The organism is Azotobacter salinestris, from assembly GCF_009363155.1.
Taxonomy (GTDB): Bacteria; Pseudomonadota; Gammaproteobacteria; order Pseudomonadales; family Pseudomonadaceae; genus Azotobacter; species Azotobacter salinestris.
On the sequence record NZ_CP045302.1, the window covers coordinates 4,229,227 to 4,250,602 of the forward strand.

Genomic DNA, 21,376 nt, shown 5'->3' on the forward strand with positions numbered 1-21,376 from the left:
TGCTGTCGCTTGCGGGGATCTGTCGCACCCCGTGAGCCCATACCTGCCGAAGCCTCTGCGCAGGTGCTTTCGTGGCGTCCGGTAAGACTGCGACATCTGCGATTCATTTCAGGAGTTCGACGAGGATGAGCCCTCATTCGCAATTCGCACTGTTATGCAGGCGGCGTTTCCTGCCTTTCTTCGTGACCCAACTGCTCGGGGCGTTCAACGACAACCTCTTCAAGCAGTCGCTTGTGCTCGCGATCCTCTACCGGATCGCCACGCAGCAGGAGGCGAGTCTGTTGGTCAACCTGTGCGCCCTGCTGTTCATTCTGCCGTTCTTCCTGTTCTCCGCCGTCGGCGGACAACTGGGCGAGAAGTTCGCCAAGGACGCCCTGATGCGGGCGCTGAAGTTCGCGGAGATCCTCATCATGCTGGCCGGTGCCGGCGCGCTGCTGCTGGGCAATCTGCCGTGCATGCTGGCGGTGCTGTTCTGCATGGGGACGCAGTCGGCGCTGTTCGGGCCGGTCAAGTATTCGATCCTGCCGCAACATCTGGAGAGCCATGAACTGATCGGTGGCAACGCCCTGGTGGAGACGGGAACCTTTCTGGCCATCCTCGGCGGCACCATTGGAGCTGGACTGCTGATGTCCCAGCCGGACTACGCGATGCTGGTGGCGGTTTCCGTGGTGCTGGTAGCGGTGCTCGGCTACCTCGCCAGTCGCTGCATTCCGCATGCTCGGGCGGCCCTGCCGTCGCTCGGCCTGGACTGGCACATCTTCCGCCAGTCTTGGGTGATCCTGCGTCTCGGATTGGTAGAGCAGTCGCGCGCCGTATCACGCTCGCTGCTCGGCAATTCCTGGTTCTGGTTCCTCGGGGCGACCTACCTGACGCAGATCCCGGCCTATGCCAGGGACTGGCTGCATGGCGACGAAAGTGTGGTCACGCTGATCCTCACCCTATTCTCGATCGGTATTGCGCTGGGCTCGATGCTCTGCGAGCGGCTCTCGGGGCGCAGGGTGGAAATCGGTCTGGTGCCCCTTGGCGCCATTGGTTTGAGCTTTTTCGGTCTGCTGCTCTGGTGGCATTCCGGCGACTTTCCCGAGGCTGCCGCTGCCCATGACTGGCAGGGCGTGCTGGCCCATGGGCAGGCTTGGTGGGTGCTGGGCGATATTCTCGGGCTCGGTCTGTTCGGCGGCTTCTACATAGTGCCGCTCTACGCCCTGGTCCAGGCGCGTACCGCGGAGCAGCAGCGGGCGCGGGTGATTGCCGCGAACAATATCCTCAACGCCCTGCTGATGGTCATGTCGGCCCTGCTGGCAATCTTCCTGCTGGGAGTGGTCGGACTGTCGATTCCTCAGCTGTTTCTGGCCGTTGCACTGCTGAACATCGCGGTGAACGGTTATCTCTTCACCGCTGTTCCCGAGTTCATCCAGCGCTTTCGCGGCTGGCTGCCGGGCTGGAAGCGCCGGCGCACGGCCGGCGCCGGCCGATAGGGTCAAAGGCCCTGGGGGATCTCCTCTCCACCCAAGGCCTCGAACAGGGCTGGCAGGTATTCGGCGAAGGTCATCATCATCAGGGTGAAGCTGGCATCCAACTGGGCAAGGGCATCGTCGCCGCCATCCTGCGCGGCCTGCTCCTGTAGCAGATCCTCGAAGCGCAGGCGCTTGATCGCCAGCTTGTCATCGAGCATGAAGGACAGCTTGTCCTGCCAGGCAAGCGCCAGTTGGGTGACCTGCTTGCCGGCGCTCAGGTGTAGCTGGATCTCTTCGCCGGTCAGATCCTGGCGCTTGCAGCGAACCACGCCGCCGTCCTCGTGGGTGTCGCGCAGTTCGCACTCGTCGAGCAGGTGGAAGTCCGCTGCAGCCTGCTGGGCCTTGACCCAGTCGGTGAGGGTGGCGCTCGGTGCGAGCTTCACGCCCAGCGGGCGCACAGGCAAGGAGCCGATGGCCTCGCGCAGGGTGGAGAGCAGGTCCTCGGCTTTCTTGGCGCTGGCCGTGTCGACCAGAATCAGCCCCTGCCTGGGCATGATCGCCGCAAAGGTGCTGGAGCGGCGGATGAAGGCGCGGGGCAGGAGGGTCTGGACGATGTCCTCCTTGATGCGGTCGCGCTCCTTCTTGTAGACCTTGCGCATCTGTTCGGTCTCGATCTCCTCGACCTTCTCCTGGAGGGCGTCGCGCACCACGCTGCCAGGCAGAATGCGTTCCTCCTTGCGTGCCGCGATCAGCAGGAAATCCTGGCTGGCATGGACCAGGGGGGCATCTTCGCCCTTGCCGAAGGGGGCAGCGAAACCGTACGTGGCCAGTTCCTGGCTGGCGCAGGGACGGGCCGGCTTGGCTGCCAGCGCTGCTTCCAGCGCTTCGACGACGAAGGGAACATCCTGGGTGAGGCGATAGACGAGCAGGTTGCGGAACCACATGGGGTTGGCGATCTCCATTGCGCAAAGCGCGCATTATTCTCTCCCTGACCTTGGGGGCCAACCCTAACCCCTTGGAACATTTGAAAATTTTTTTTCGTCGAGGGCTTGCCAAGGCGAAATCGCCTCTCTAGAATGCGCCCCACTTCGAGAGCAAACGGGTGGTTAGCTCAGCTGGGAGAGCATCTGCCTTACAAGCAGAGGGTCGGCGGTTCGATCCCGTCACCACCCACCATCTTGAAGTTAAGCGCAGCGGTAGTTCAGTCGGTTAGAATACCGGCCTGTCACGCCGGGGGTCGCGGGTTCGAGTCCCGTCCGCTGCGCCACATTGATCTGCAGGGCTGGACAGAGCCAGGCAGAAAGAGAAAAGCGGCCTTGGGCCGCTTTTTTCGTTTTCGGGCATCCTGCCCGGTACGTCTCGCTGGAGGGTTTCCAGCCTCCTGCCAAGAGCTCCTCGAAAACCTGAACTTATCGCTGTAGCCGGGCTCCTATCTCCGTAGCCAGTGGTTGCGGCCGCCTGTTAAGCTTTCGCCTTCACTGTATAGCCCTAGGGCGAATGAACAAGGAAACAGCATGAGACAACATCGGTTGACCGCTGCGATGGCCTTGGTGGGTCTGGTTCTTTCAGGTTGCGATTCGCAAACCAATGTGGAACTCAAGACTCCCGCACAGAAGGCCTCCTACGGTATCGGCCTGAACATGGGCAAGAGTCTGGCCCAGGAGGGCATGGATGATCTGGACTCGAAGGCCGTGGCCCTGGGTATTGAGGATGCCATTGGCAAAAAAGACCAGCGCCTGAGCGATGAGGAGTTGATCGAGGCTTTCGCTGCCCTGCAGAAGCGTGCCGAAGAGCGTATGGCGGCCCTTGGCGAGGAGAATGCCAAGGCCGGCAAGAAGTTCCTCGAGGAAAACGCCAAGCGTCCAGGCGTGGTGACCACGGCATCCGGTCTGCAGTATGAAGTGCTGAAGAAGGCCGACGGCGCCCAACCCAAGCCCAACGATGTAGTAACCGTGCACTATGAAGGGCGTCTGACCGATGGCACGGTGTTCGACAGCTCCATCGAGCGGGGCAGCCCCATCGATCTGCCGGTCAGCGGCGTCATCCCCGGGTGGGTCGAAGGTCTGCAGCTGATGCATGTCGGCGAGAAGCTCAAGCTTTACATCCCCAGTGAGCTGGCCTACGGCGAGCAAAGCCCGAGCCCCTCCATCCCGGCCAATTCGGTTCTGGTTTTCGAACTGGAACTGTTGGGGATCAAGGATCAGCCGGCCGAGCAGTTGGGCGGTGAATCCGAATCTGAACCAGAGGCGGCCGAAGCGCAAGGCGAGTAAGCCAACGCTTTCAGGACAACGCCCCACTCCCTGTGGGGCGTTTTCGTTTCTGCAGCACGGTCAGGTCCGCGCTCGTGGAGTTATACACATTGTCCGGTTATTTGCTGGTCTTTCTTGAGACCGCTTCAGTCTATTCTCGATGGGCCTCAAGTTTTTGATTCAGGTGTATTTTTTACAGATCAGAAAGTGTCCAATTTGTTGCGGAGGCGCAAAGAGCTGCTTTTGGCCAAGCTGTTATAGGCTTTGCCCACATGGTTATCCACAGATTTTGTGAGTAAGCCAGAAAACCGCACGCTGCGGAGGTCGATCATGAAAGCACCTTGGTTCTTCTTTCGATTTTTTCGCCTTGCTCGATCCCTGCTGGCCGATGGGCGACTGAGGGAGTTCTTGCTGGATGTGGCGCGCAAGAAGGAGCGCAGGGGGCAGTGGCTAGGTGGTTTCCGAGAGGAGCTGCACCTGTTGCAATTGCTCTGTCTGGCCTGGTGGCGTGGACAATACCGGCAGGTCAGTCAGCAGGCATTGCTCGCGTCGATCGCCGGGTTACTGTATTTCCTGTCTCCCCTGGACGCGCTGCCCGACTGGTTCCTGGGTTTGGGATACCTGGACGACATCGCGGTGCTGGCCTGGGTGGCACGCAGTTGGCGGGGCGAACTGGATGCCTTTCGCGCCTGGCTGGCCGCCCAGTCGCCACAAAGCCTGGCCGATCTGGAGCGCCTGCCGGCTCCCGGGCCGGAAGGGCGCTGAGGTCCGCTGGCGCTGCCTTCCGACCCCGGGAGGCGGCAGGACCTGGGAGTTTTGGTGACAGGCAAACTGTCGATATATGGATAGGATCGATGCACGAGAAAAAAAGTACGAACGTTCAGATGATCATGCGTGATGGGCAGGCGGAGTATGCGGTGCTGCCCTGGGCCGACTATCAAGCACTGCTGCAGGCAGCAGGACAGGCTGGAGGGATGTCCGAACTGCCCGAGCGGCCTGCCGCGGCTCCGGCCCTTGCGGAATTGGCTGCCCTGCGCGAAGCTCAAAATATGTCGCAGGAGCAATTGGCTAGAGCCGTGGGCATCAGCCCGTCCTATCTGGGCATGATCGAGGCGGGTGAGCGACAGCCGGATTCCGCGATCCGGCGTGCCTTGGCGCAGGCCTTGGGCATTGCGGAGTGGGAGGTGGATTCTTGACCATTCGCATCAGTCGCCAGCATTGGCAGGCGTTGCTGGGCGAACTGGACGACGCGCGTCAGAGTCGGCATTTGTTGACCTATCGCGCGCTGATCGAGCGCCTGCAACTGCCACCGCCAGCCATGCAGACGCTGACTGCCGCGCTGGAGCATCTGGCGGTCCTGGATGCACGTGCCGAGAGACCGCTGCGTAGTTCGCTGGTCATCAGTCAGGGAGCAAGCCGTTTGCCGCGCCCCGGCTTCTTCGATTGCGTGGCGCGGCTTGGCCGCTTTTCCGGGGCTCCCGATGGTGCAGCGGCAGCGTCGTGGCATGCCGCAGAAGTGGTGCGGGTCTTCGAATTCAGTTACGAGGAGCGGTGAGGGGCTGCCTGTTCCGCTTGTCGCGGATAGCTGGGGTGGATCCCTGTCCGGGTTGCGAAAGCCAAAGGGGCCGCATGTGCGGCCCCTTTTTTCGTGCTGTCTGCCCGAGCGGATCAGTGCTTGGCCACTGAGGCCCTCAGGCCCAGGTAGTCGAGCAGGATGCGTCCGGTTTCCGCCAGATAGGCATCGTCCTCGGGCTTCTTGCTCTTGTCGTCCGCCAAGGGCAGAGCGTTTTCGTCCTCATCCTTCAACTTGGTCAGCAGCTCCTCGCCCTTGGCCTTGCGCCGCTCGTTCTCGATGGCCAGCTGTCTGGACTCGATGGAGCTGTGCTGGGCACGCCGCTTGCCCTCATTGAGGCTGACGGTGGTCTCCTGCATCAGCTGTCGGCTCAGATCAAGGCGGTTGCGGGTAAAGACAAAGTCGGGATCCCGGGCCGTACGCTGGTCATGGCGTGCCTTGAGCTCGCTCAGGAACGGCTTGAACGGATCTACTTCCGGGCGGATCGCCGGGCGGATGCTGTCCCAGGGCATGGCTTCCGGCAGGGCGCTCTCGCCGATTTCCTGAGTGTCGACCTCGTCGGGATAGCTGATGTCCGGAATCACGCCCTGGTGCTGGGTGCTCTGTCCGGAAACCCGGTAGAACTTGGCCAGGGTCAGCTTCAGCTCGCCATGGTTGAGCGGCTGGATGGTTTGCACCGTGCCCTTGCCGAAGGTCTGGCCGCCGATGATCAAGGCGCGATGATAGTCCTGCATGGCGCCGGCGAAGATTTCCGAGGCCGAGGCGGAGAGGCGGTTGACCAGGACCGCCATCGGGCCGGTGTAGTAGGTGCCACCGTTCTCGTCGGCGAGCACGTCGACCCGGCCGTCGTTGTTGCGCACCAGTACGGTGGGTCCCTGGTCGATGAACAGGCCAGTCAGCTCGGTGGCTTCCTGCAGCGAGCCGCCGCCGTTGTTGCGCAGGTCGATGACCACGCCGTCGACCTTCTCCGCCTTCAGTTCGCTGAGCAGGCGCTTCACGTCGCGGGTAGTGCTCTTGTAGTTGGGGTCGCCGGCGCGGAACGCCTTGAAGTCCAGGTAGAAGGCCGGGATCTCGATCACCCCGAGCTTGTAGGTGTGCCCTTCGTGGGGCAGTTCGAGCACGGACTTCTTGGCGGCCTGTTCTTCCAGCTTTACCGCTTCCCGGGTGATGGCGACCACCTTGCTGGTCTCGTCGTTGGGAGCGTTGCTGGCCGGAATGATCTCCAGGCGCACTACCGAGCCCTTCGGTCCGCGGATCAGCTTGACCACCTCGTCCAGGCGCCAGCCGATCACGTCGACCATTTCGCCGTTGGCCTGGGCGACGCCGACGATCTTGTCGGCGGGGGCGATCTGCTTGCTCTTCTCCGCCGGGCCGGCGGGGACCAGGCGGACCACCTTGACGTGCTCGTTGTCGCTTTGCAGCACCGCGCCGATGCCCTCGAGCGACAGACTCATGTTGATGTCGAAGTTTTCCGCATTGTCAGGCGACAGGTAATTGGTGTGCGGGTCATAGGTCTGCGCGAAGGCATTGATGTAGGTCTGGAAGATGTCTTCGCTGCGGGTCTGCTCCAGGCGCGACAACTGGTTGCGGTAGCGCTTGATGAGCAGCTCCTGGATGGCCTTCGGCTCCTTGCCGGCGATCTTCATGCGAAGCGCCTCGTCCTTCAGGCGCTTGCGCCAGAGGTCGTCTAGGGCAGCCTTGTCCGCCGCCCAGGGAGCGTTCTCGCGGTCGACCAGCAGGCTCTCGTCGCGCTCGAAGTCGAAGCTGTCCACGCCTTTCTCGAGCAGGCCCAGGGTGAAGTGCAGACGCTCGGCCAGACGGGTCAGGTGGCGCTTGTAGATGGTGAAGCCGGGTTGCAGGTCGCCGCCTTTCAGGAAGTCGTCGAACTGGGTGCGCCAACGGTCGAACTCGGCGATGTCTGCCGCGGTGAAGTAGCTGCGGGCCGGATCGAGCAGCTTGAGATAGCTCTCATAGATCTTTTCCGAGCGCGCATCGTTGAGTGGTGGCTTGCTGTAGTGATGGCGCTTGAGGAGCTCCACCACGTTCAGGCTGGCGATCACCTGGTCACGGTCCGGTTGCAGGGTGTCCCAGTTGCCGGCATCAGCCGTCTGGGCCAGCAGCGAAGCACTGAGGCCGAGGGTGAAGGCGAGGAAAGTGCTGGGGAAAAGGCGCTTCATGTCATTCGACTAGTGGGGAGTGATAACGCATATTAGGCCGTCAGGTGGGGTACCGGGTTCCTTTCTTGATGGAAGGGAGCGGATCCGACGGCGAAATGACTCAGGAATCTACTATGGAGGTAGCATGAAGGCATTGCAAGGCATCGAGGGAAGTGTGGAGTGGGTCGAGCGGCCTGCGCCTTCCTGTGACGCGGGACAAATCAGGATTCGTGTGGCAGCCGCCGGTCTGAATCGGGCCGATCTGCTGCAGCGTGCCGGACTCTATCCGCCACCGCCCGGTGCCAGCGACGTGCTCGGCCTGGAGTGCGCCGGAGTGGTCAGCGAGGTTGGCGCAGGCAGTCGCTGGCAGGTCGGCGACCGGGTCTGCGCACTGCTGGCCGGTGGCGGCATGGCCGAGGAAGTGGTGGTCGACGGGCGGCATGTGATGCCGGTTCCGGAGGGGATGTCCCTGGTCAAGGCGGCCGTGTTGCCGGAGGTCTATGCCACGGCTTGGCTCAACCTGTTCAAGCTGGGTGCCCTCAAGTCGGGCGAGAAGGCGCTGATCCACGCCGGGGCCAGCGGGGTCGGCTCGGCGGGCATCCAGTTGTGCAAGGCATTCGGCAATCCCTGCTGGGTCAGCGTCGGCTCTCCCGAGCGCCTGGCCTACTGCGAATCGCTCGGTGCCCAAGGCGGCGTGCTGCGCACCCAGGATCTCGAGGGGCTGCGCGACTTCGCTCCCTTCGACGTGATCCTCGATCCGATCGGCGCGCGCTATGCTGCGCTGGATCTGGATCTGCTGGCCCGCGACGGACGTTGGGTGATCATCGGCCTGATGGGCGGACGCGAAGCACAGCTGGATCTGGCCAAGTTGCTGGGCAAGCGGGTGCAACTGATCGGCTCGACCCTGCGCAACCGCGACGACGCCTTCAAGGGCGAACTGATCGATGAGCTGCGTCGGCACGTCTGGCCGCTGTTCGCCGAGGGGCGCCTCGATCCGCGCCTGGAGTACAGCTTCGCCGCCAAGGATGTCGGCGCGGCCTTCGAGATGCTGGCCAGCAACACCGTATCCGGCAAAGTGGCGCTGGTGATCGACGACAGCCTGGCTTGATCCGAGGGCGGTCGGCCCTGCGCGGGGGCCGGCCGCCGAGTTCGCCTTCGCCCTGCCTCAGGAAGGCAGGGCGGTGGCCCTTGTCAAGGCAGCAGCGGGCTCGAGTAGAAGGCGGTCAGGACCTTCACCAGATGTGTGAGGTCATGGCTGCCGGCCAGCTCGCGGATGGAGTGCATGGCGAAGGTCGGCAGACCGATGTCGACGGCGCGCACGCCGAGCCGGCTGGCAGTGATCGGACCGATGGTCGAGCCGCAGCCCATGTCGCTGCGCACCACGAAGCTCTGCACCGGTACCTCGACGTCGAAGCACAGGTGGCGGAAGAAGCCGGCGGTCTCGCTGTTGGTCGCATAGCGCTGGTTGCTGTTGACCTTGATCACCGGGCCGGCGTTGAGCTTCGGACCGTGGTTGGCGTCATGGCGGTCGGCATAGTTGGGATGCACGCCGTGGGCGTTGTCCGCGGAAACCAGCAGCGATTTCTGCATGATGCGTGCGAAGGCATCGCCTTCCGGCAGCAGGCGGTCGAGTACCTGTTCGAGGAAGGGACCGTCGGCACCGCAGGTGGAGCAGGAGCCGATCTCCTCGTGGTCGGTACAGACCAGCACGCAGCTTTCCGTGTCGCCGGCGGCGAGCAGAGCCTGCAGGCCGGCGTAGCAGGACAGCAGGTTGTCCAGACGGGCGCCGGCGATGAAGTCCTGGTTCAGGCCGATCAGCGCGGCACCCTGGGTATCGTAGAAGCAGAGCTCGAAATCCAGCACCACGTCGGCATTGATCTCGTGCTCGCGCTGCAGCTGCTCGGCCAGCAGGGCACGGAAGTCGCCACGCTCGTCACCGGCGATCTGCGCGAGGATGGGCGGCAATTCGTTCTGCGCGTTGATCGCCCAGCCTTGGTTGGCCTCGCGGTTGAGGTGGATGGCCAGGTTGGGAATGATGGCGATCGGCTGCTTGAAGTTGATCAGCTGGCTTTCGACGCGGCCGGCGCGGCGGAAGGTGACCCGTCCGGCCAGCGACAGGTCGCGGTCGAACCAGGGGGCGAGCAGGACGCCGCCATAGACCTCCACGCCGAGCTGCCAGAAGCCCTGGCGGTTCAGCTCCGGCTGCGGCTTGACGCGCAGGCAGGGGCTGTCGGTGTGGGCGCCGACCAGCCGCAGGCCTCCCTCCAGCGGCGAGCGTCGGCCGAGCTGGATGGCGATGATCGAAGAGTCGTTGCGGGTGACGTAGTAGCGTCCGCCGGGCTGGGTCGGCCAGGCTTCGCGTTCGTCGAGACGCTGGTAGCCGGCGGATTCGAGGCGCTGAGCCAGACTGGCGCAGGCGTGGAAGGGAGTGGGGGAAGCCTTGAGGAAGTCGATCAGGCCCTGGTTGAGTTCTGTACGCATAGTGGACTCCGGACAGCGTTGCAGCGGAGTGTATCGAAAAGGGCGCCGGGCTGCAGGCGGGCGTCTGGCTCGCCGGGTTCAGAAAGGCGCGGTGCTCTCGAAGCGCAGGCGCTCGCCGCTCTGCGGGTGGCTGAGGACCAGCAGGCTGGCATGCAGGCACAGGCGTTCGGCGGCAGCCAGGGCCTCGCCATGGGCGTAGAGGCGATCGCCCAGCAGTGGGTGGCCGATGGATAGCATGTGTACGCGCAGCTGATGGGAGCGGCCGGTGATCGGGGTCAGCTCGACGCGGCTGTAACGGCCGCAGCGCTCCAGTATCCGCCAGAAGGTCAGGGCATGGCGCCCCTGTTCGTGGTCGACCACGTGGCGCGGCTTGGTCGGTGGGTCATAGCGAAGCGGCAGTTCGATGCGCCCGCTATCGGCCTCGGGCTGGCCCCAGCAGAGCGCGGTATAGGCCTTCTCGGTCTCCCGGTCGTGGAACTGGCGGGACAGCTCGCGGTGGCTGTCGGCGTCGCGGGCCAGCACGATCAGGCCGGAGGTTTCCCAGTCGAGACGATGCACGATGCGCGCCTCGGGATAGCCGTTCTCCTGCAGGCGCGTGACCAGGCAGTCCCGGTTGTCTTCGGCGCGACCCGGCACCGAAAGCAGCAGGGTGGGCTTGTTGACCACCAGCAGGGCGTCGTCCTGGTGGACGATTTCGATGTTCGACAGGGGCATGGGGATATCCGGAAGCGACGACGGCGACCGCCAGCCTCGTGAAAGCGACTGCATTCTCACCGGACCTGCGGGTTCGCCATCGTTGCAGGGCGAACCGCTCAGCGATCCGGCAGGGTGACGTTGAGCTCCAGGATCGAGCAGTTGCCCTGGTCTTCGAGGATCACTTGTACCTGATCGTTGTCGATGTTGACGTACTTGCGGATCACCTCGATCAGCTCCTTTTGCAGGTCCGGCAGGTAGTCCGGCGCACTGCGCTGGCCGCGCTCGTGGGCGACGATGATCTGCAGACGCTCTTTCGCGATGGACGCAGATGTTTGTTTCTTGCGCTCGCGAAAGAAGTCGAAAATATTCATTCACGGCCTCCAAACAGGCGTTGCAGGAATCCCTTCTTCTGCACATCGAGGAAGCGGTGCGGCGTGTCCTTGCCCAGCAGCCGCTCCACGGCGTCGCTATAGGCCAAGCCGGCATCGCTCTGTTCGTCGAGGATCACCGGAATGCCCTGGTTGGAGGCCTTGAGGACCGACTGGGACTCGGGAATCACCCCAAGCAGGCGGATGGCGAGGATCTCCTCGACGTCTTCCACCCCGAGCATCTCGCCCTTGTTCACGCGGTCGGGGCTGTAGCGGGTCAGCAGCAGATGCTCCTTGATCGGCTCCTCGCCATTCTCGGCGCGCCGCGACTTGCTGGCGAGCAGGCCGAGCATGCGGTCGGAGTCGCGCACCGAGGACACTTCCGGGTTGGTCACCACGATCGCCTCGTCGGCGAAATACATGGCCAGGTGCGCACCTTTCTCGATTCCTGCCGGCGAGTCGCAGATGATGTACTCGAAGGACTCGCGCAACTCGTCCATCACCCGGCCCACGCCCTCGGTGCTCAGGGCATCCTTGTCGCGGGTCTGGCTGGCCGCCAGCACATAGAGATTTTCCAGGCGCTTGTCCTTGATCAGGGCCTGGCTGAGCGTGGCATCGCCTTGGATGACGTTGACGAAGTCGTACACGACCCGACGTTCACAGCCCATGATCAGGTCGAGGTTGCGCAGACCTACGTCGAAATCGACGACGACGGTCTTGTGCCCGCGCAGGGCGAGGCCGGTACCGATGGCGGCGCTGGTCGTGGTTTTGCCGACGCCACCCTTGCCGGAAGTGACTACGAGGATCTTGGCCAAGATGATTCACCCCAAGTGAAGAGGAACGGGAGCGTTGAGCCGTGCGGGTGGCTTGGAGTCCAGTCCGTTAAAGCCCCTGAAAGCGCGCGAGTATCCGTTAAAGGCGAGTGATGTTCAACACGTCGCCAGCCAGATGAATGTGCACGGCCTCGCCCCAGTTCGGATCGCGCCGGAGGTCTTCGGCCACCTTGTAGCGGCCGGCGATGGAGATCAGCTCGGCGGCCAGCGTCCGGCAAAAGATCCGGGCCTGGCTGTTGCCCTTGATGCCGGCCAGGGCGCGGCCCCGCATCGGGGCATACACATGGATGTTGCCGTCGGCGAGCAGTTCCGCACCGGCGCTGACCGGGGCCAGGACCAGCAGGTCGCCCCCCGGGGCGTAGATCTGCTGGCCGCCGCGTACCGGGACGGTGACCACCCGCGTCGGACGTACGGCCGGCTCGGCCGGCTTCTCGGCTTTCGGGGCCGGTGCAGCGGCCGGGGTGCCGGGCGTGATCGGCCGCTCCCGCGCGCTGGAGGGCGGCAGGATCGGCAGGTCCAGCGCCTGGGCGGCGGCGATGTGTTCGGCCAGGCTGGCGCGGATCGCCAGGGTGCGCAGGCCATGGCGCCGGCAGACCGCCAGCAGGGCGCGCAGGTCGAGCCGTTGCGCGCCGGGCTGGAGTTTGTCCAGGGCGAGGACCAGTGGCGTGTTCTGGAAGAAGTTGGGGGCCTGCGCCACCTTTTCGCTCAATTGGCGGTCGAGACGGGCCAGGTCGTTGTGTGCCAGTTCCAGCACGGTGATGGCGAGCATGCTGCCCTTGAGCTGGAACACGGGGGCTGGGTCGAGGAGGTCGGCTTGGCTCATGATCTGCCCATTGCAATGAATGGCGGTCTTATAGCGGGAAACGTGGCGCCAGGCTAGCCGGACGGAGGAAAACCGCCCCCTGGGCCGACGATGCGCCTGACAAGCCCGCAGTGCATTGCCACGGGGCCGGGCGCCGGACAAAAGTGATCCTGACGACCGCCCTGCACCGAGGTCGCGAACAGCTTTTTCCCGCTAGAATGGCGGCTTTTGCCGCTTTCGGGGCCGTCAATGGATCGTCCGCGCTTTCGCAGCTGTTTTCTCCATCCGCGTTTCTGGGGCCTCTGGCTGGGACTGGGGCTGTTCTGGCTGGTCGCCCAGCTGCCCTATGCCTGGCTGTTGCGGCTCGGCCGATGGCTGGGTGCACTGACCTATCGTCTGGCAGGTTCGCGTCGGCGCATCGCCAGGCGCAATCTGGAGCTGTGCTTTCCCGAGCTGTCCGCCGCAGAGCACGAGCGTCTGCTGAAGGAGAACTTCGCCTCGATGGGCATCGCCTTCTTCGAGATGGCCATCAGTTGGTGGTGGCCACGCCGGCGCCTCGCCCGGCTGGCGCACATCGAGGGGCTCGAGCATCTGCAGCGGGCCCAGGCCGAGGGCCGGGGCGTGATCCTCATGGCCCTGCACTTCACCACCCTGGAGATCGGCGCCGCCCTGCTCGGCCAGCGGCAGACCATCGACGGCATGTATCGCGAGCACTCCAACCCGGTCTTCGACTATGTCCAGCGACGCGGTCGCGAGCGGCACAATGCCGATGCCACCGCCATCGAGCGCGAGGACATCCGCGCCATGCTCAAGGTGCTGCGTGCCGGACGCGCCATCTGGTACGCCCCGGACCAGGATTACGGGCGCAAGCAGAGCCTCTTCGTGCCGCTGTTCGGCATCCCGGCGGCGACCGTGACGGCGACGACCAAGTTCGCCCGCCTCGGCAAGGCGCAGGTGATGCCCTTCATCCAGACCCGTCTGGCCGACGGCTCCGGCTACCGGCTGACGATCCATTCGCCGCTGGCGGATTTTCCCGGCGAGAGCGAGGAAGCCGACTGCCTGCGCATCAACCGCTGGGTCGAGCAGGCGGTGCGCCAGCAGCCCGAGCAGTACCTGTGGGCGCACCGGCGCTTCAAGAGCCGGCCGGATGGCGAGCCGAGCCTCTACCAATAGCGAACCGGCCACTACTCCTCGATCTGCAATTGGCGGGCGCGGGTGTAGACGTAGCGAATCTTGTTGTACTCGAACGGCGAATTGAGCTGTCCGTAGCGGAACGGAGTGCCGTCGCGCTTGTCGATGGCCTTTAGCACGGATATTTCCGGGTGGGCGCCGCTGACCGTGGCGACGCTCAGGTAGTCGATCCGGTCGGCGGCGAGCAAATCCGCCAACTGGCCGCCGGCATCGCGCAGATTGGACGGGCCGAGGACCGGCAGCATCAGATAGGGGCCCGCAGGCACGCCGTAGGCACCGAGGGTCTGGCCGAAATCCTCGCTCTGCCTGGGCAGTCCCATGCGGCTGGCCGGGTCCCACAGGCCGGCGACGCCCAGGGTGGTGTTGAGCAGCAGGCGGGTTCCGGTGTCCAGGGCGCGCCTGCCGCGCAGCTGCAACAGGCTGTTGAGCAGGCTGGGGATCTCGGCGAGATTGCCGAAGAAGTTGTGCACGCCGCTGCGCACGAATCCCGGAGTGATGACGCGATAACCGCGCACCACCGGCAGCAGTACCCGCTCGTCGAAGCGCTGGTTGAAGTGGTAGACCCGCCGGTTCCAGCGTTCCCACGGATCCTGAACATTCAGGATGGCGAGGCTGGCGCGTTCGAACTCGCGCTGGTCTCGGTCGGTGTTGAACTGCAGGCTGTCCAGCGGATGCTTGAAGCCGTCCGCATCTACCGGAGCCGCAGCAGCCTGAAGCGTGCCGGCGAGCAGTACGGCGGCGAAGAGCCATGTGCGTTCAGCCACGAAAGAAGTCCAGCATGGCCTGGCTGTTGACTCGGTAGTTGAGGTTGCCGCAGTGCCCGCCGAACGGATAGAGCGTCAGCCGTTCGCCGAAGGTGCGGCGCAGGAAGGCGAGGTCGCCGGGGCCGAGGATGAGGTCGTCGGCATTGTGCATCACGGCGATCTTGCGGCTGCCGGCCAGGTATTCCTGCAGGACCTGCAGGCCGATCTGCTCGATCAGCTGGGACAGGCTGCCGCCGTTGTGGTGCAGGCGCCACTGGGGGATCAGCTGTTCGTCCAGGTAGCAGCCGAAGTTGCACTGCAGGGCGCGGATGAAGAAGGGCGCGAGCGGGGTGTCCTCCTCGACCGGGTAGTTCGGTGGCGTGATCAGCCCGCGGCGGTTGATGAGGTCCGAGGTATAGGCGATGTCGGCGGCGGCGAAGCGAAACACCGAGCCGATCAGCATGGCCATTTCCTCGTCCGTCAGGCGTTCCTTCGACTGCTGCAGGTCGTACAGCAGGGCCTCGTTGAGGTCGATGTAGCCGCGGCGCTGGAAGTAGCGGGTCAGCTTGCCGAGGATCAGCTCGTAGAAGGTCAGGTTGCCGGTGATGCCCGGAACATCGGTCTGTACCAGGCGGTCGAGGTTGCGGATCGAGTTGTAGGGATTGACCGGCGGATTGAGCAGCAGCACGCGCTTGAAGCCGAAGCGCCCGCGGCTCTCGTCCAACTGGCTGACGAAGGCCGCGTGAAGGGCGCCGAGGCTGTAGCCGGTCAGGTGGTAGGCAGTGACCGGCAGATCCGCCTGCTGTGCCCGCACCGCCTCCATGACCCGGTACAGGTCGTCGGCATCCTCGCGGCTGAGGCCGGGCGTGGCGGCGCGCGAGGCGGCGGTCATAAAGTCGTAGCTGGTCGGCGAGGACAGCTGCACCACATGGAAGCCGGCGCCGTAGAACAGTCGTTTCAGGTGTTCGGTGAGACTGCTGGCATAGTGCGCACCGGTGCCGGAGATGATGAAGATCAGCGGTGCGGCATGCGCCTGGCGGGCCAGTCGATAGCGCAGATCCCGCACCTGGCGCAGGTTGCCCGGCAGCGCGAACGGACGCTCCGGGTGCAGCGACAGGCTGTAGTCGTGCTGATCGATCTCGCTGTCGAGCGGCAGGGCGGGGCGCAGTTCCGGCGGCGTGGTGGCAATGGTAGCCTCGAAGGGGTTGTGCAGCGGAAAGCCGTAGCTCGCCGGGTCGATGTCGGCCGCCGACAGGCGACTGCAGAGCAGCAGGCCGCCGAGCAGAACGGCGATGGATGGCAGGCGGGGCATGCAGGATCCAACCTCGTGGGTGAGCGGGCCATGGAACTGCTTGTAATGCAGGTAGGGTCCCGATGGAACCCCCGTGCGCCGAGCGGACGCAGGGGCGCTTGCTTCCGGGCCGCCGCTGGTTATGCTGGCGGGCATTTGCCCCCGGAGATCCCCCATGTCCTCGCGCCTGCCCCTGATCGTCCTGCTGCTGTTCCTGCCGTTCTGGCTGGCGGCCAGCTACGGGTTGCGCTTCGCCCTGATGGAGGATGGCCAGTGGGTCGGCCTGTGTGTCGAGCAGGCGCAGCGCTGGGAATGCCAGTTGCGCGCCGGGCTGGGACTGATGATCCATTTCCGCCTGCTGGCGTGGAGCGCCCTGGCCGCGGCGCTGGCTGCCTTCCTGCTGCCCGGGCGCGCCGGCTGGCGGCTGGCGCTCGCGGGCCTGTGCCTGGGGATTCCGGCGCTGGTGCTCTACACCGCCAGCCTGGCGGTATTCGCCGTGGTCATCGCCGGGCTACGTCTGGTTCGCCGCTGAGGCGGCCTCTGCCGCCGCGGCGGCAGAGGCCGGGCTGCGCAGCCGCAGGCTGCGGCCGAGGGCGACCGCCAGCAGGAGGCTGACCAGCGCCCAGCCGAGCGCCTGCTGGTTGAGCAGGGTTTCTTGATACAGCTGCGGCAGGATGCCGGCTCCGATCAGCGCCAGCAGCAGGGCGATTTCCCGGCGCGGGCCGGCCGCCGGCCGGCAGCCATAGAGCAGCGCCGGCAACAGCAGGGCCGCGCTGGGAAAGCTGCGGTAGCGGGCATCGAACACCAGCGCCAGCATCATCACCGCTCCGGCGAAGCCGGCGGCGGCCAGCCACCAGCCGCCGCGCGCATCCAGCCAGGCGAGCAGCCGGATGCGAAAGCCCTCGCGGGCCGACAGCAGCAGCACGCCGTGGAGCAGCACGATCAGGTTCAGGCCGATCAGCAGGGCGGCCCACAGCCATTCACCGGGGTAGCGGCTGGTGATGCGTGCCAGTTCGCCCCACAACCCTATGCAGGCGCCGCCGAGCGCGGCCAGTGGCGGCAGCAGCAGGGCCGCGGCGGTGGAGGCCGGGCGGCCGGCGACGACCAGCGCGCCGGCCGCGATCAGCACGCCGATGCCCAGCCAGATCGGCCAGTGCGGCAGGTTGGAGATCGGACCGGCGAGGATGTGCTTGTCCTCGCGTTCGGCATCCAGCAATCCCCAGTAGCCGCCCACCGCACCTTCGCTCTGGCGCTTCCAGGGTTGGTCGAAGGCCTCGATCAGGTTGTAGCGCCAGCCGTGCTGCTCGGCCATGGCGACGAAGCCGCGGACGAACAGCGCCTGGTTGACCCGGCTGGGCAGGGCGGTTTCCCGCTGGCGGCCCTCGCTGGGCCAGCCGGTCTCGCCGATCAGGATGTCCTTGGGGGCGAAGCGCTGGCCGAACTCCTGGCGGACGCGGGCGACCTGGGCGAGCGCCTGGTCGATTCCGCTCGGATCGTCCTCCCAGTAGGGGAGCAGATGGATGGTCAGGAAATCCACTGCCGGGGCGACCTCCGGATGTTTCAGCCAGAACTCCCAGACGTCGGCATAGGTGACCGGCTGGTCGATGCTGTCCTTGACTCGCTCGATCAGCGAGGCCAGATGGGTGGCGGTGACCTCCTTGCGCAGCAGGGTCTCGTTGCCGACGATCACCGCCTCGACGATATCCGGGTTGGCCTTGGCCGCATCGATCAGCAGTGCGATTTCGGCCTCGGTATCCACCGGGTCGGGGCTCACCCAGGCGCCGAGCATCAGCTTGAGGCCGTGCTTGCGGGCCAGGGCGGGGAGTCCCTCCATGCCGGTCATGGAATAGGTGCGTACGCACTGGAAGCGTTCGGCGAGCAGCGCCAGATCGGCATCCATGCGCGCCTCGCGCAGCACGAACGGCTTGTCGAAGGGCGACTGGTCCTTGTCGAACGGGCTATAGGACACGCATTGCAGCTTGTGCGTGGGGCTGACTACGTCCGCCAGCATGACTGGCTGGCCGGCGCTGTACCAGATGCCGCTCAGGGCCAGCAGGGCGAGAAGGGTGGCGAACAGGTAGGGCGGTAGCGGAAAGCGCGAGGTGGCAGGCATGGTTCGAGATCATCCGTCGGCCGAGCCGCGCATCTTAACCGCTCCCGGCCCGACATCGCACCGGCTTCAGGCGTGGCGATGCTACCAGAGGGATTGCGAACGCCCGTCCGGCTTGTCGCGGGCCCGTTCCAGACGTTGCCAGAGCTTCTCGTGAACATAGAACCCCACCGAGTTGCACAGGGGCTCGACCGCCGCCACCAGTCCGCCGACCGTTACGCTGCCGGTCAGTGCATAGGCAACGCCGAAAGCGATGCAGAAGTGCATCAGCGTGAAGGTCAGGGTCTTGAGCATGGCACACCTCGCAGGCGGATCGCAGGCGGATCGTTCCTTGATGATTTCAGGATAACGAGCGGATGGATGGTGCGGAAATGGCCGCTTTGCATGGCGCCGATAGGCGCCGTCAATCCTGGGCGCGCCTTGCGCTGTCGCCGACGGCCGGCCGCTTCTGCCGGACCGTCCTTGCGGGCCCGGATACGGCTCTGGGACGGACTTCCCATCTCGCCTCCGAGCCGGGGAGACGACCGGCTAAGACTAAGGTCGTCTGTTGTCCGTTGGGGGGCGATCTAGAGTGTGCCTACCCCGCAATCCCGTGAGGACAATAAAAGAAATGAACGACGACGGTATCTACAAGCGGATCGGTGAGAATCCGCGCTTCAGAGAACTGGTGGCAAGGCGCGAGCGGTTCGCCTGGCTGCTTTCCTCCATCATGCTGGGCCTCTACTTCGCCTACATCCTGATCATCGCCTTCGTGCCGCAGGTGCTGGGCACCAAGCTCAGTGCCGACTCCGCCACCACCCTCGGCATGCCCGTCGGTATTGGCCTGATCCTCCTCGCCTTCGTGCTCACCGGTGTCTACACCCACCGCGCCAACGGCGAGTTCGATCGTCTGAACCAGGAAGTGCTCGACGAGGTGCAGAAATGATGAAGCGTTTCTTGACCGCTGCCGCCTTGATGGCAGCCTCCCCCCTGCTGATGGCCGACGCCCTGACCGGCGAGGTGCAGAAGCAGGCGACCAACTGGACCGCGATCATCATGTTCGTGGTCTTCATCTTCGCCACCATGGGCATCACCAAGTGGGCGGCCAAGCGCAACACCTCCACTTCCGACTACTACACCGCCGGCGGCAGCATCACCGGCTTCCAGAACGGCCTGGCGATCGCCGGTGACTTCATGTCCGCGGCGTCCTTCCTGGGTATTTCCGCCCTGGTGTTCACCTCCGGCTACGACGGCCTGATCTACTCGATCGGCTTCCTGGTCGGCTGGCCGGTGATCCTCTTCCTGATGGCAGAGCGCCTGCGCAACCTCGGGAAGTTCACCTTCTCCGACGTGGCCTCCTACCGCCTCGGGCAGACCCAGATCCGCGTCCTGTCGGCCTTCGGCTCGCTGATCGTGGTGGCCTTCTACCTGATCGCCCAGATGGTCGGTGCCGGCAAGCTGATCCAGCTGCTGTTCGGTCTGGACTACATGGTCGCCGTGGTGCTGGTCGGTGTGCTGATGGTCATGTACGTGCTGTTCGGCGGCATGCTGGCCACCACCTGGGTGCAGATCATCAAGGCGGTCCTGCTGCTCTCCGGTGCTACTTTCATGGCCATCATGGTGATGAAGCACGTGGGCTTCGACTTCGGCACCCTGTTCACCGAAGCAGTGAGCATCCATACCAAGGGCGCTGCCATCATGAGCCCCGGCGGTCTGGTTTCCGACCCGATCTCCGCGATCTCCCTGGGCCTGGCCCTGATGTTCGGTACCGCCGGCCTGCCGCACATCCTGATGCGCTTCTTCACCGTGAGTGATGCCAAGGAAGCCCGCAAGAGCGTGTTCTACGCCACCGGCTTCATCGGCTACTTCTACATCCTGACCTTCATCATCGGCTTCGGCGCCATCCTGCTGGTCGGTACCAATCCGGAGTTCAAGGATGCGGCAGGCGCCATCGTCGGCGGCACCAACATGGTGGCCATCCACCTGGCCAGCGCCGTCGGCGGCAACCTGTTCCTCGGCTTCATCTCCGCCGTGGCCTTCGCCACCATCCTCGCGGTGGTAGCCGGTCTGACCCTCGCTGGCGCCTCGGCCGTGTCTCACGACCTGTACGCCTGCGTGATCAAGCAGGGCAAGGCCAAGGAAGAGGACGAGATGCGCGTGACTAAGATCACCACCCTGTCCCTGGGCGTCGTGGCGATCCTGCTCGGCATCATCTTCGAGAAGCAGAACATCGCCTTCATGGTGGGTCTGGCCTTCTCCGTCGCCGCCAGCTGCAACTTCCCGGTCCTGTTCCTCTCCATGTACTGGAAGGACCTGACCACCCGCGGTGCGCTGATCGGTGGTGCGCTGGGTCTGGGCGTCGCTCTGGTGCTGACCATCCTCAGCCCGACCGTCTGGGTCGACGTCCTGGGTAACGCCGAGGCGATCTTCCCCTACAAGTACCCGGCGCTGTTCTCCATGGTTGCAGCCTTCGTTGGCGTGTGGTTCTTCTCGATCACCGACAAGTCGAAGTCTGCCTCGGAAGAGCGTGAGCGCTTCCTGCCGCAGTTCGTCCGCTCGCAGACCGGTCTGGGAGCCAGTGGCGCAGTAGCCCACTGATCCTTCCTACGCAGGTCGGAAAGGCAGCCTTCGGGCTGCCTTTTTCATTTCCGGAACGGCCCTGTCCGAAGCCGGGCGCCGACGGGCGATGCTAAAGTTGTTGCAACGAGTCGGGGCCGGGAAGAAAGATGACAGCGGGCCTGCTTCGGCTCGATCCTGCCCAGAGGCATCTTGCAATGGCATGAATTGCCGTCGTCTCTCGCGCAGTGCCTACATGCGCCAGCGGCCCGAGCGGGGAGCCTGCATGCTGTATCGGTTGGCTGCGGATGCGCTGCTGGTGACGCATCTGCTGTTCATTCTCTTCGTGCTGCTGGGCGGCCTGCTGCTGCTGCGCTGGCGCGCTCTGGTCGCGGTGCACCTGCCGGCGCTGGCCTGGGGGGCGGCGACCGAGTTCTTCAGCCTGCCCTGTCCGCTGACCGACTGGGAGAACGCCCTGCTGCGGGCAGCCGGGGAGTCCGGCTACAGTGGCGGCTTCATCGAGCACTACCTGTGGCCGCTGATCTACCCGGGCGGCCTGACGCCGACGGTCCAATTCTGGCTGGGAGTCCTGGTGCTGCTGGTCAATGCGCCGGTCTATCTCTGGCTGCTGTTCGGGCGGCGGCGCTAGTCCAGCCACTCCTTCGGCACGTCCCGTTTCGCCATCAGCTGGCACTGCTGGCTGTCCGGCTCGAAGAGGATCAGCGCCTCGCCGCGCTCCAGCGCCTGGCGGACGCGTTGCACGCGGGTTTCCAGCGGGGTTTCGTCGCCGTTGTCGGTACCTTCGCGGGTCACGAAGTCCTCGATCAGTCGGGTGAGGGTATCGGTCTCCAGCAGGTGGTGGGGGATGAGCATGGGCGTACTCCAGGGCAGGGC

At 64.8% G+C, this 21,376-nt stretch carries 22 protein-coding genes, 2 tRNA genes and 1 pseudogene; 13 read left to right on the forward strand and 12 right to left on the reverse strand.

All coding sequences use genetic code 11. From position 1 onward, the window contains the following. Positions 1-125: 125 nt before the first annotated feature. Positions 126-1,469, forward strand: a pseudogene (locus tag GCU53_RS19840) (MFS transporter); the annotation flags it as partial. An 8-nt stretch (positions 1,470-1,477) separates the two neighbouring features. Here GCU53_RS19840 and rdgC read toward each other — a convergent pair. Then, positions 1,478-2,398, reverse strand: a complete 921-nt coding sequence (gene rdgC / locus GCU53_RS19845; protein WP_152389132.1) for a recombination-associated protein RdgC — start codon at positions 2,396-2,398, stop codon at positions 1,478-1,480. 156 nt (positions 2,399-2,554) lie between these two features. On the opposite strand from rdgC, the gene GCU53_RS19850 reads away from it, so the two are divergent. From GCU53_RS19850 to GCU53_RS19875, 6 genes are all read left to right on the forward strand, one after another. After that, positions 2,555-2,630, forward strand: a tRNA-Val gene (locus GCU53_RS19850). A gap of 14 nt (positions 2,631-2,644) precedes the next feature. Continuing rightward, positions 2,645-2,721, forward strand: a tRNA-Asp gene (locus GCU53_RS19855). A gap of 247 nt (positions 2,722-2,968) precedes the next feature. Next, positions 2,969-3,724 (forward strand): BamJ family beta-barrel-assembly machinery protein, encoded by a 756-nt coding sequence (bamJ, locus tag GCU53_RS19860; RefSeq protein WP_152389133.1) that lies wholly within the window; start codon positions 2,969-2,971, stop codon positions 3,722-3,724. Between the two features lie 309 nt (positions 3,725-4,033). After that, positions 4,034-4,468 (forward strand): YkvA family protein, encoded by a 435-nt coding sequence (locus GCU53_RS19865; protein WP_208845334.1) that lies wholly within the window; start codon positions 4,034-4,036, stop codon positions 4,466-4,468. Positions 4,469-4,557: 89 nt separating this feature from the next. Next, positions 4,558-4,899, forward strand: a complete 342-nt coding sequence (locus tag GCU53_RS19870) for a helix-turn-helix domain-containing protein (RefSeq protein ID WP_152389134.1) — start codon at positions 4,558-4,560, stop codon at positions 4,897-4,899. Continuing rightward, positions 4,896-5,258, forward strand: a complete 363-nt coding sequence (locus GCU53_RS19875) for a hypothetical protein (protein ID WP_152389135.1) — start codon at positions 4,896-4,898, stop codon at positions 5,256-5,258. Before GCU53_RS19870 ends, GCU53_RS19875 begins: the two co-directional genes overlap by 4 nt. 113 nt (positions 5,259-5,371) lie before the next feature. Here the strand turns inward: GCU53_RS19875 and GCU53_RS19880 are convergent, their stop codons facing one another. After that, positions 5,372-7,453, reverse strand: a complete 2,082-nt coding sequence (locus GCU53_RS19880) for a carboxy terminal-processing peptidase (RefSeq protein WP_152389136.1) — start codon at positions 7,451-7,453, stop codon at positions 5,372-5,374. Positions 7,454-7,577: 124 nt separating this feature from the next. Between GCU53_RS19880 and GCU53_RS19885 the strand changes: the two genes are divergently transcribed. Next, positions 7,578-8,540 carry an NAD(P)H-quinone oxidoreductase gene (locus tag GCU53_RS19885; RefSeq protein WP_152389137.1) on the forward strand — a complete coding sequence of 321 codons (963 nt, stop codon included), beginning with the start codon at positions 7,578-7,580 and terminating at the stop codon, positions 8,538-8,540. An 83-nt stretch (positions 8,541-8,623) separates the two neighbouring features. Here the strand turns inward: GCU53_RS19885 and GCU53_RS19890 are convergent, their stop codons facing one another. The 5 genes from GCU53_RS19890 to minC all read right to left on the reverse strand — a co-directional run bounded on the left by GCU53_RS19890 (position 8,624) and on the right by minC (position 12,633). Further along, on the reverse strand, positions 8,624-9,913 hold the full coding sequence (locus tag GCU53_RS19890) for a M18 family aminopeptidase (RefSeq protein ID WP_152389138.1): 1,290 nt from the start codon (positions 9,911-9,913) through the stop codon (positions 8,624-8,626). A gap of 78 nt (positions 9,914-9,991) precedes the next feature. Next, positions 9,992-10,627, reverse strand: a complete 636-nt coding sequence (locus tag GCU53_RS19895; RefSeq protein WP_152389139.1) for an RluA family pseudouridine synthase — start codon at positions 10,625-10,627, stop codon at positions 9,992-9,994. A gap of 98 nt (positions 10,628-10,725) precedes the next feature. Further along, positions 10,726-10,980 (reverse strand): cell division topological specificity factor MinE, encoded by a 255-nt coding sequence (gene minE, locus GCU53_RS19900; RefSeq protein WP_152389140.1) that lies wholly within the window; start codon positions 10,978-10,980, stop codon positions 10,726-10,728. Beyond that, a complete protein-coding gene (gene minD / locus GCU53_RS19905; protein WP_152389141.1) occupies positions 10,977-11,792 on the reverse strand; it encodes a septum site-determining protein MinD in 816 nt (271 codons plus the stop codon). Before minD ends, minE begins: the two co-directional genes overlap by 4 nt. Before the next feature lie 97 nt (positions 11,793-11,889). Continuing rightward, positions 11,890-12,633 carry a septum site-determining protein MinC gene (gene minC / locus GCU53_RS19910; RefSeq protein ID WP_152389142.1) on the reverse strand — a complete coding sequence of 248 codons (744 nt, stop codon included), beginning with the start codon at positions 12,631-12,633 and terminating at the stop codon, positions 11,890-11,892. 228 nt (positions 12,634-12,861) lie between these two features. Here minC and GCU53_RS19915 point away from each other — a divergent pair, with 228 nt between their 5' ends. Beyond that, entirely contained in the window at positions 12,862-13,785 is a 924-nt protein-coding gene (locus GCU53_RS19915) for a lipid A biosynthesis lauroyl acyltransferase (RefSeq protein WP_152389143.1), read from the forward strand. A gap of 11 nt (positions 13,786-13,796) precedes the next feature. Here GCU53_RS19915 and GCU53_RS19920 read toward each other — a convergent pair whose 3' ends face one another. Together GCU53_RS19920 and GCU53_RS19925 are read right to left on the reverse strand one after the other, a co-directional pair. Further along, on the reverse strand, positions 13,797-14,567 hold the full coding sequence (locus GCU53_RS19920; RefSeq protein ID WP_152389144.1) for an MlaA family lipoprotein: 771 nt from the start codon (positions 14,565-14,567) through the stop codon (positions 13,797-13,799). Next, positions 14,560-15,858, reverse strand: coding sequence for an alpha/beta fold hydrolase (locus GCU53_RS19925; RefSeq protein ID WP_152389145.1), 1,299 nt, complete (start codon positions 15,856-15,858; stop codon positions 14,560-14,562). Before GCU53_RS19925 ends, GCU53_RS19920 begins: the two co-directional genes overlap by 8 nt. Before the next feature lie 154 nt (positions 15,859-16,012). Between GCU53_RS19925 and GCU53_RS19930 the strand changes: the two genes are divergently transcribed. Beyond that, complete coding sequence (locus GCU53_RS19930; protein WP_152389146.1) at positions 16,013-16,369, forward strand: hypothetical protein; 357 nt, start codon at positions 16,013-16,015, stop codon at positions 16,367-16,369. On the opposite strand, the gene GCU53_RS19935 is transcribed toward GCU53_RS19930, so the two are convergent. Next, positions 16,349-17,950 carry a glycoside hydrolase family 17 protein gene (locus GCU53_RS19935; RefSeq protein WP_152389147.1) on the reverse strand — a complete coding sequence of 534 codons (1,602 nt, stop codon included), beginning with the start codon at positions 17,948-17,950 and terminating at the stop codon, positions 16,349-16,351. The two genes, GCU53_RS19930 and GCU53_RS19935, sit on opposite strands and share 21 nt — an antisense overlap. Positions 17,951-18,031: 81 nt before the next feature. Then, on the reverse strand, positions 18,032-18,241 hold the full coding sequence (locus tag GCU53_RS19940) for a DUF2061 domain-containing protein (RefSeq protein ID WP_152389148.1): 210 nt from the start codon (positions 18,239-18,241) through the stop codon (positions 18,032-18,034). Positions 18,242-18,557: 316 nt separating this feature from the next. Between GCU53_RS19940 and GCU53_RS19945 the strand changes: the two genes are divergently transcribed. The 3 genes from GCU53_RS19945 (at position 18,558) to GCU53_RS19955 (ending at position 21,131) form a co-directional block, all read left to right on the forward strand. Continuing rightward, positions 18,558-18,872 (forward strand): DUF485 domain-containing protein, encoded by a 315-nt coding sequence (locus tag GCU53_RS19945; RefSeq protein WP_152389149.1) that lies wholly within the window; start codon positions 18,558-18,560, stop codon positions 18,870-18,872. After that, a complete protein-coding gene (locus GCU53_RS19950) occupies positions 18,869-20,524 on the forward strand; it encodes a cation acetate symporter (RefSeq protein ID WP_152389150.1) in 1,656 nt (551 codons plus the stop codon). Before GCU53_RS19945 ends, GCU53_RS19950 begins: the two co-directional genes overlap by 4 nt. A gap of 244 nt (positions 20,525-20,768) precedes the next feature. Beyond that, positions 20,769-21,131: a DUF2784 domain-containing protein gene (locus tag GCU53_RS19955; protein ID WP_152389977.1), complete on the forward strand. Its 363-nt coding sequence runs from the start codon at positions 20,769-20,771 to the stop codon at positions 21,129-21,131. Here GCU53_RS19955 and GCU53_RS19960 read toward each other — a convergent pair. Continuing rightward, on the reverse strand, positions 21,128-21,355 hold the full coding sequence (locus GCU53_RS19960) for a YheU family protein (RefSeq protein WP_152389151.1): 228 nt from the start codon (positions 21,353-21,355) through the stop codon (positions 21,128-21,130). The two genes, GCU53_RS19955 and GCU53_RS19960, sit on opposite strands and share 4 nt — an antisense overlap. Positions 21,356-21,376 lie beyond the last annotated feature (21 nt).

What these genes read in the sequence shown, in the direction of transcription:
- GCU53_RS19890 (WP_152389138.1), bottom strand. Translation starts at nt 9,913, where the DNA reads ATGCGTACAGAACTCAACCAGGGCCTGATCGACTTCCTCAAGGCTTCC.
- GCU53_RS19895 (WP_152389139.1), bottom strand. Translation starts at nt 10,627, where the DNA reads ATGCCCCTGTCGAACATCGAAATCGTCCACCAGGACGACGCCCTGCTG.
- GCU53_RS19865 (WP_208845334.1), top strand. Translation starts at nt 4,034, where the DNA reads ATGAAAGCACCTTGGTTCTTCTTTCGATTTTTTCGCCTTGCTCGATCC.
- minC (WP_152389142.1), bottom strand. Translation starts at nt 12,633, where the DNA reads ATGAGCCAAGCCGACCTCCTCGACCCAGCCCCCGTGTTCCAGCTCAAG.
- GCU53_RS19945 (WP_152389149.1), top strand. Translation starts at nt 18,558, where the DNA reads ATGAACGACGACGGTATCTACAAGCGGATCGGTGAGAATCCGCGCTTC.
- GCU53_RS19955 (WP_152389977.1), top strand. Translation starts at nt 20,769, where the DNA reads ATGCTGTATCGGTTGGCTGCGGATGCGCTGCTGGTGACGCATCTGCTG.
- GCU53_RS19930 (WP_152389146.1), top strand. Translation starts at nt 16,013, where the DNA reads ATGTCCTCGCGCCTGCCCCTGATCGTCCTGCTGCTGTTCCTGCCGTTC.
- minE (WP_152389140.1), bottom strand. Translation starts at nt 10,980, where the DNA reads ATGAATATTTTCGACTTCTTTCGCGAGCGCAAGAAACAAACATCTGCG.
- GCU53_RS19960 (WP_152389151.1), bottom strand. Translation starts at nt 21,355, where the DNA reads ATGCTCATCCCCCACCACCTGCTGGAGACCGATACCCTCACCCGACTG.
- GCU53_RS19940 (WP_152389148.1), bottom strand. Translation starts at nt 18,241, where the DNA reads ATGCTCAAGACCCTGACCTTCACGCTGATGCACTTCTGCATCGCTTTC.
- GCU53_RS19885 (WP_152389137.1), top strand. Translation starts at nt 7,578, where the DNA reads ATGAAGGCATTGCAAGGCATCGAGGGAAGTGTGGAGTGGGTCGAGCGG.
- GCU53_RS19925 (WP_152389145.1), bottom strand. Translation starts at nt 15,858, where the DNA reads ATGCCCCGCCTGCCATCCATCGCCGTTCTGCTCGGCGGCCTGCTGCTC.
- GCU53_RS19950 (WP_152389150.1), top strand. Translation starts at nt 18,869, where the DNA reads ATGATGAAGCGTTTCTTGACCGCTGCCGCCTTGATGGCAGCCTCCCCC.
- bamJ (WP_152389133.1), top strand. Translation starts at nt 2,969, where the DNA reads ATGAGACAACATCGGTTGACCGCTGCGATGGCCTTGGTGGGTCTGGTT.
- GCU53_RS19935 (WP_152389147.1), bottom strand. Translation starts at nt 17,950, where the DNA reads ATGCCTGCCACCTCGCGCTTTCCGCTACCGCCCTACCTGTTCGCCACC.
- GCU53_RS19870 (WP_152389134.1), top strand. Translation starts at nt 4,558, where the DNA reads ATGCACGAGAAAAAAAGTACGAACGTTCAGATGATCATGCGTGATGGG.
- rdgC (WP_152389132.1), bottom strand. Translation starts at nt 2,398, where the DNA reads ATGTGGTTCCGCAACCTGCTCGTCTATCGCCTCACCCAGGATGTTCCC.
- GCU53_RS19915 (WP_152389143.1), top strand. Translation starts at nt 12,862, where the DNA reads ATGGATCGTCCGCGCTTTCGCAGCTGTTTTCTCCATCCGCGTTTCTGG.
- GCU53_RS19880 (WP_152389136.1), bottom strand. Translation starts at nt 7,453, where the DNA reads ATGAAGCGCCTTTTCCCCAGCACTTTCCTCGCCTTCACCCTCGGCCTC.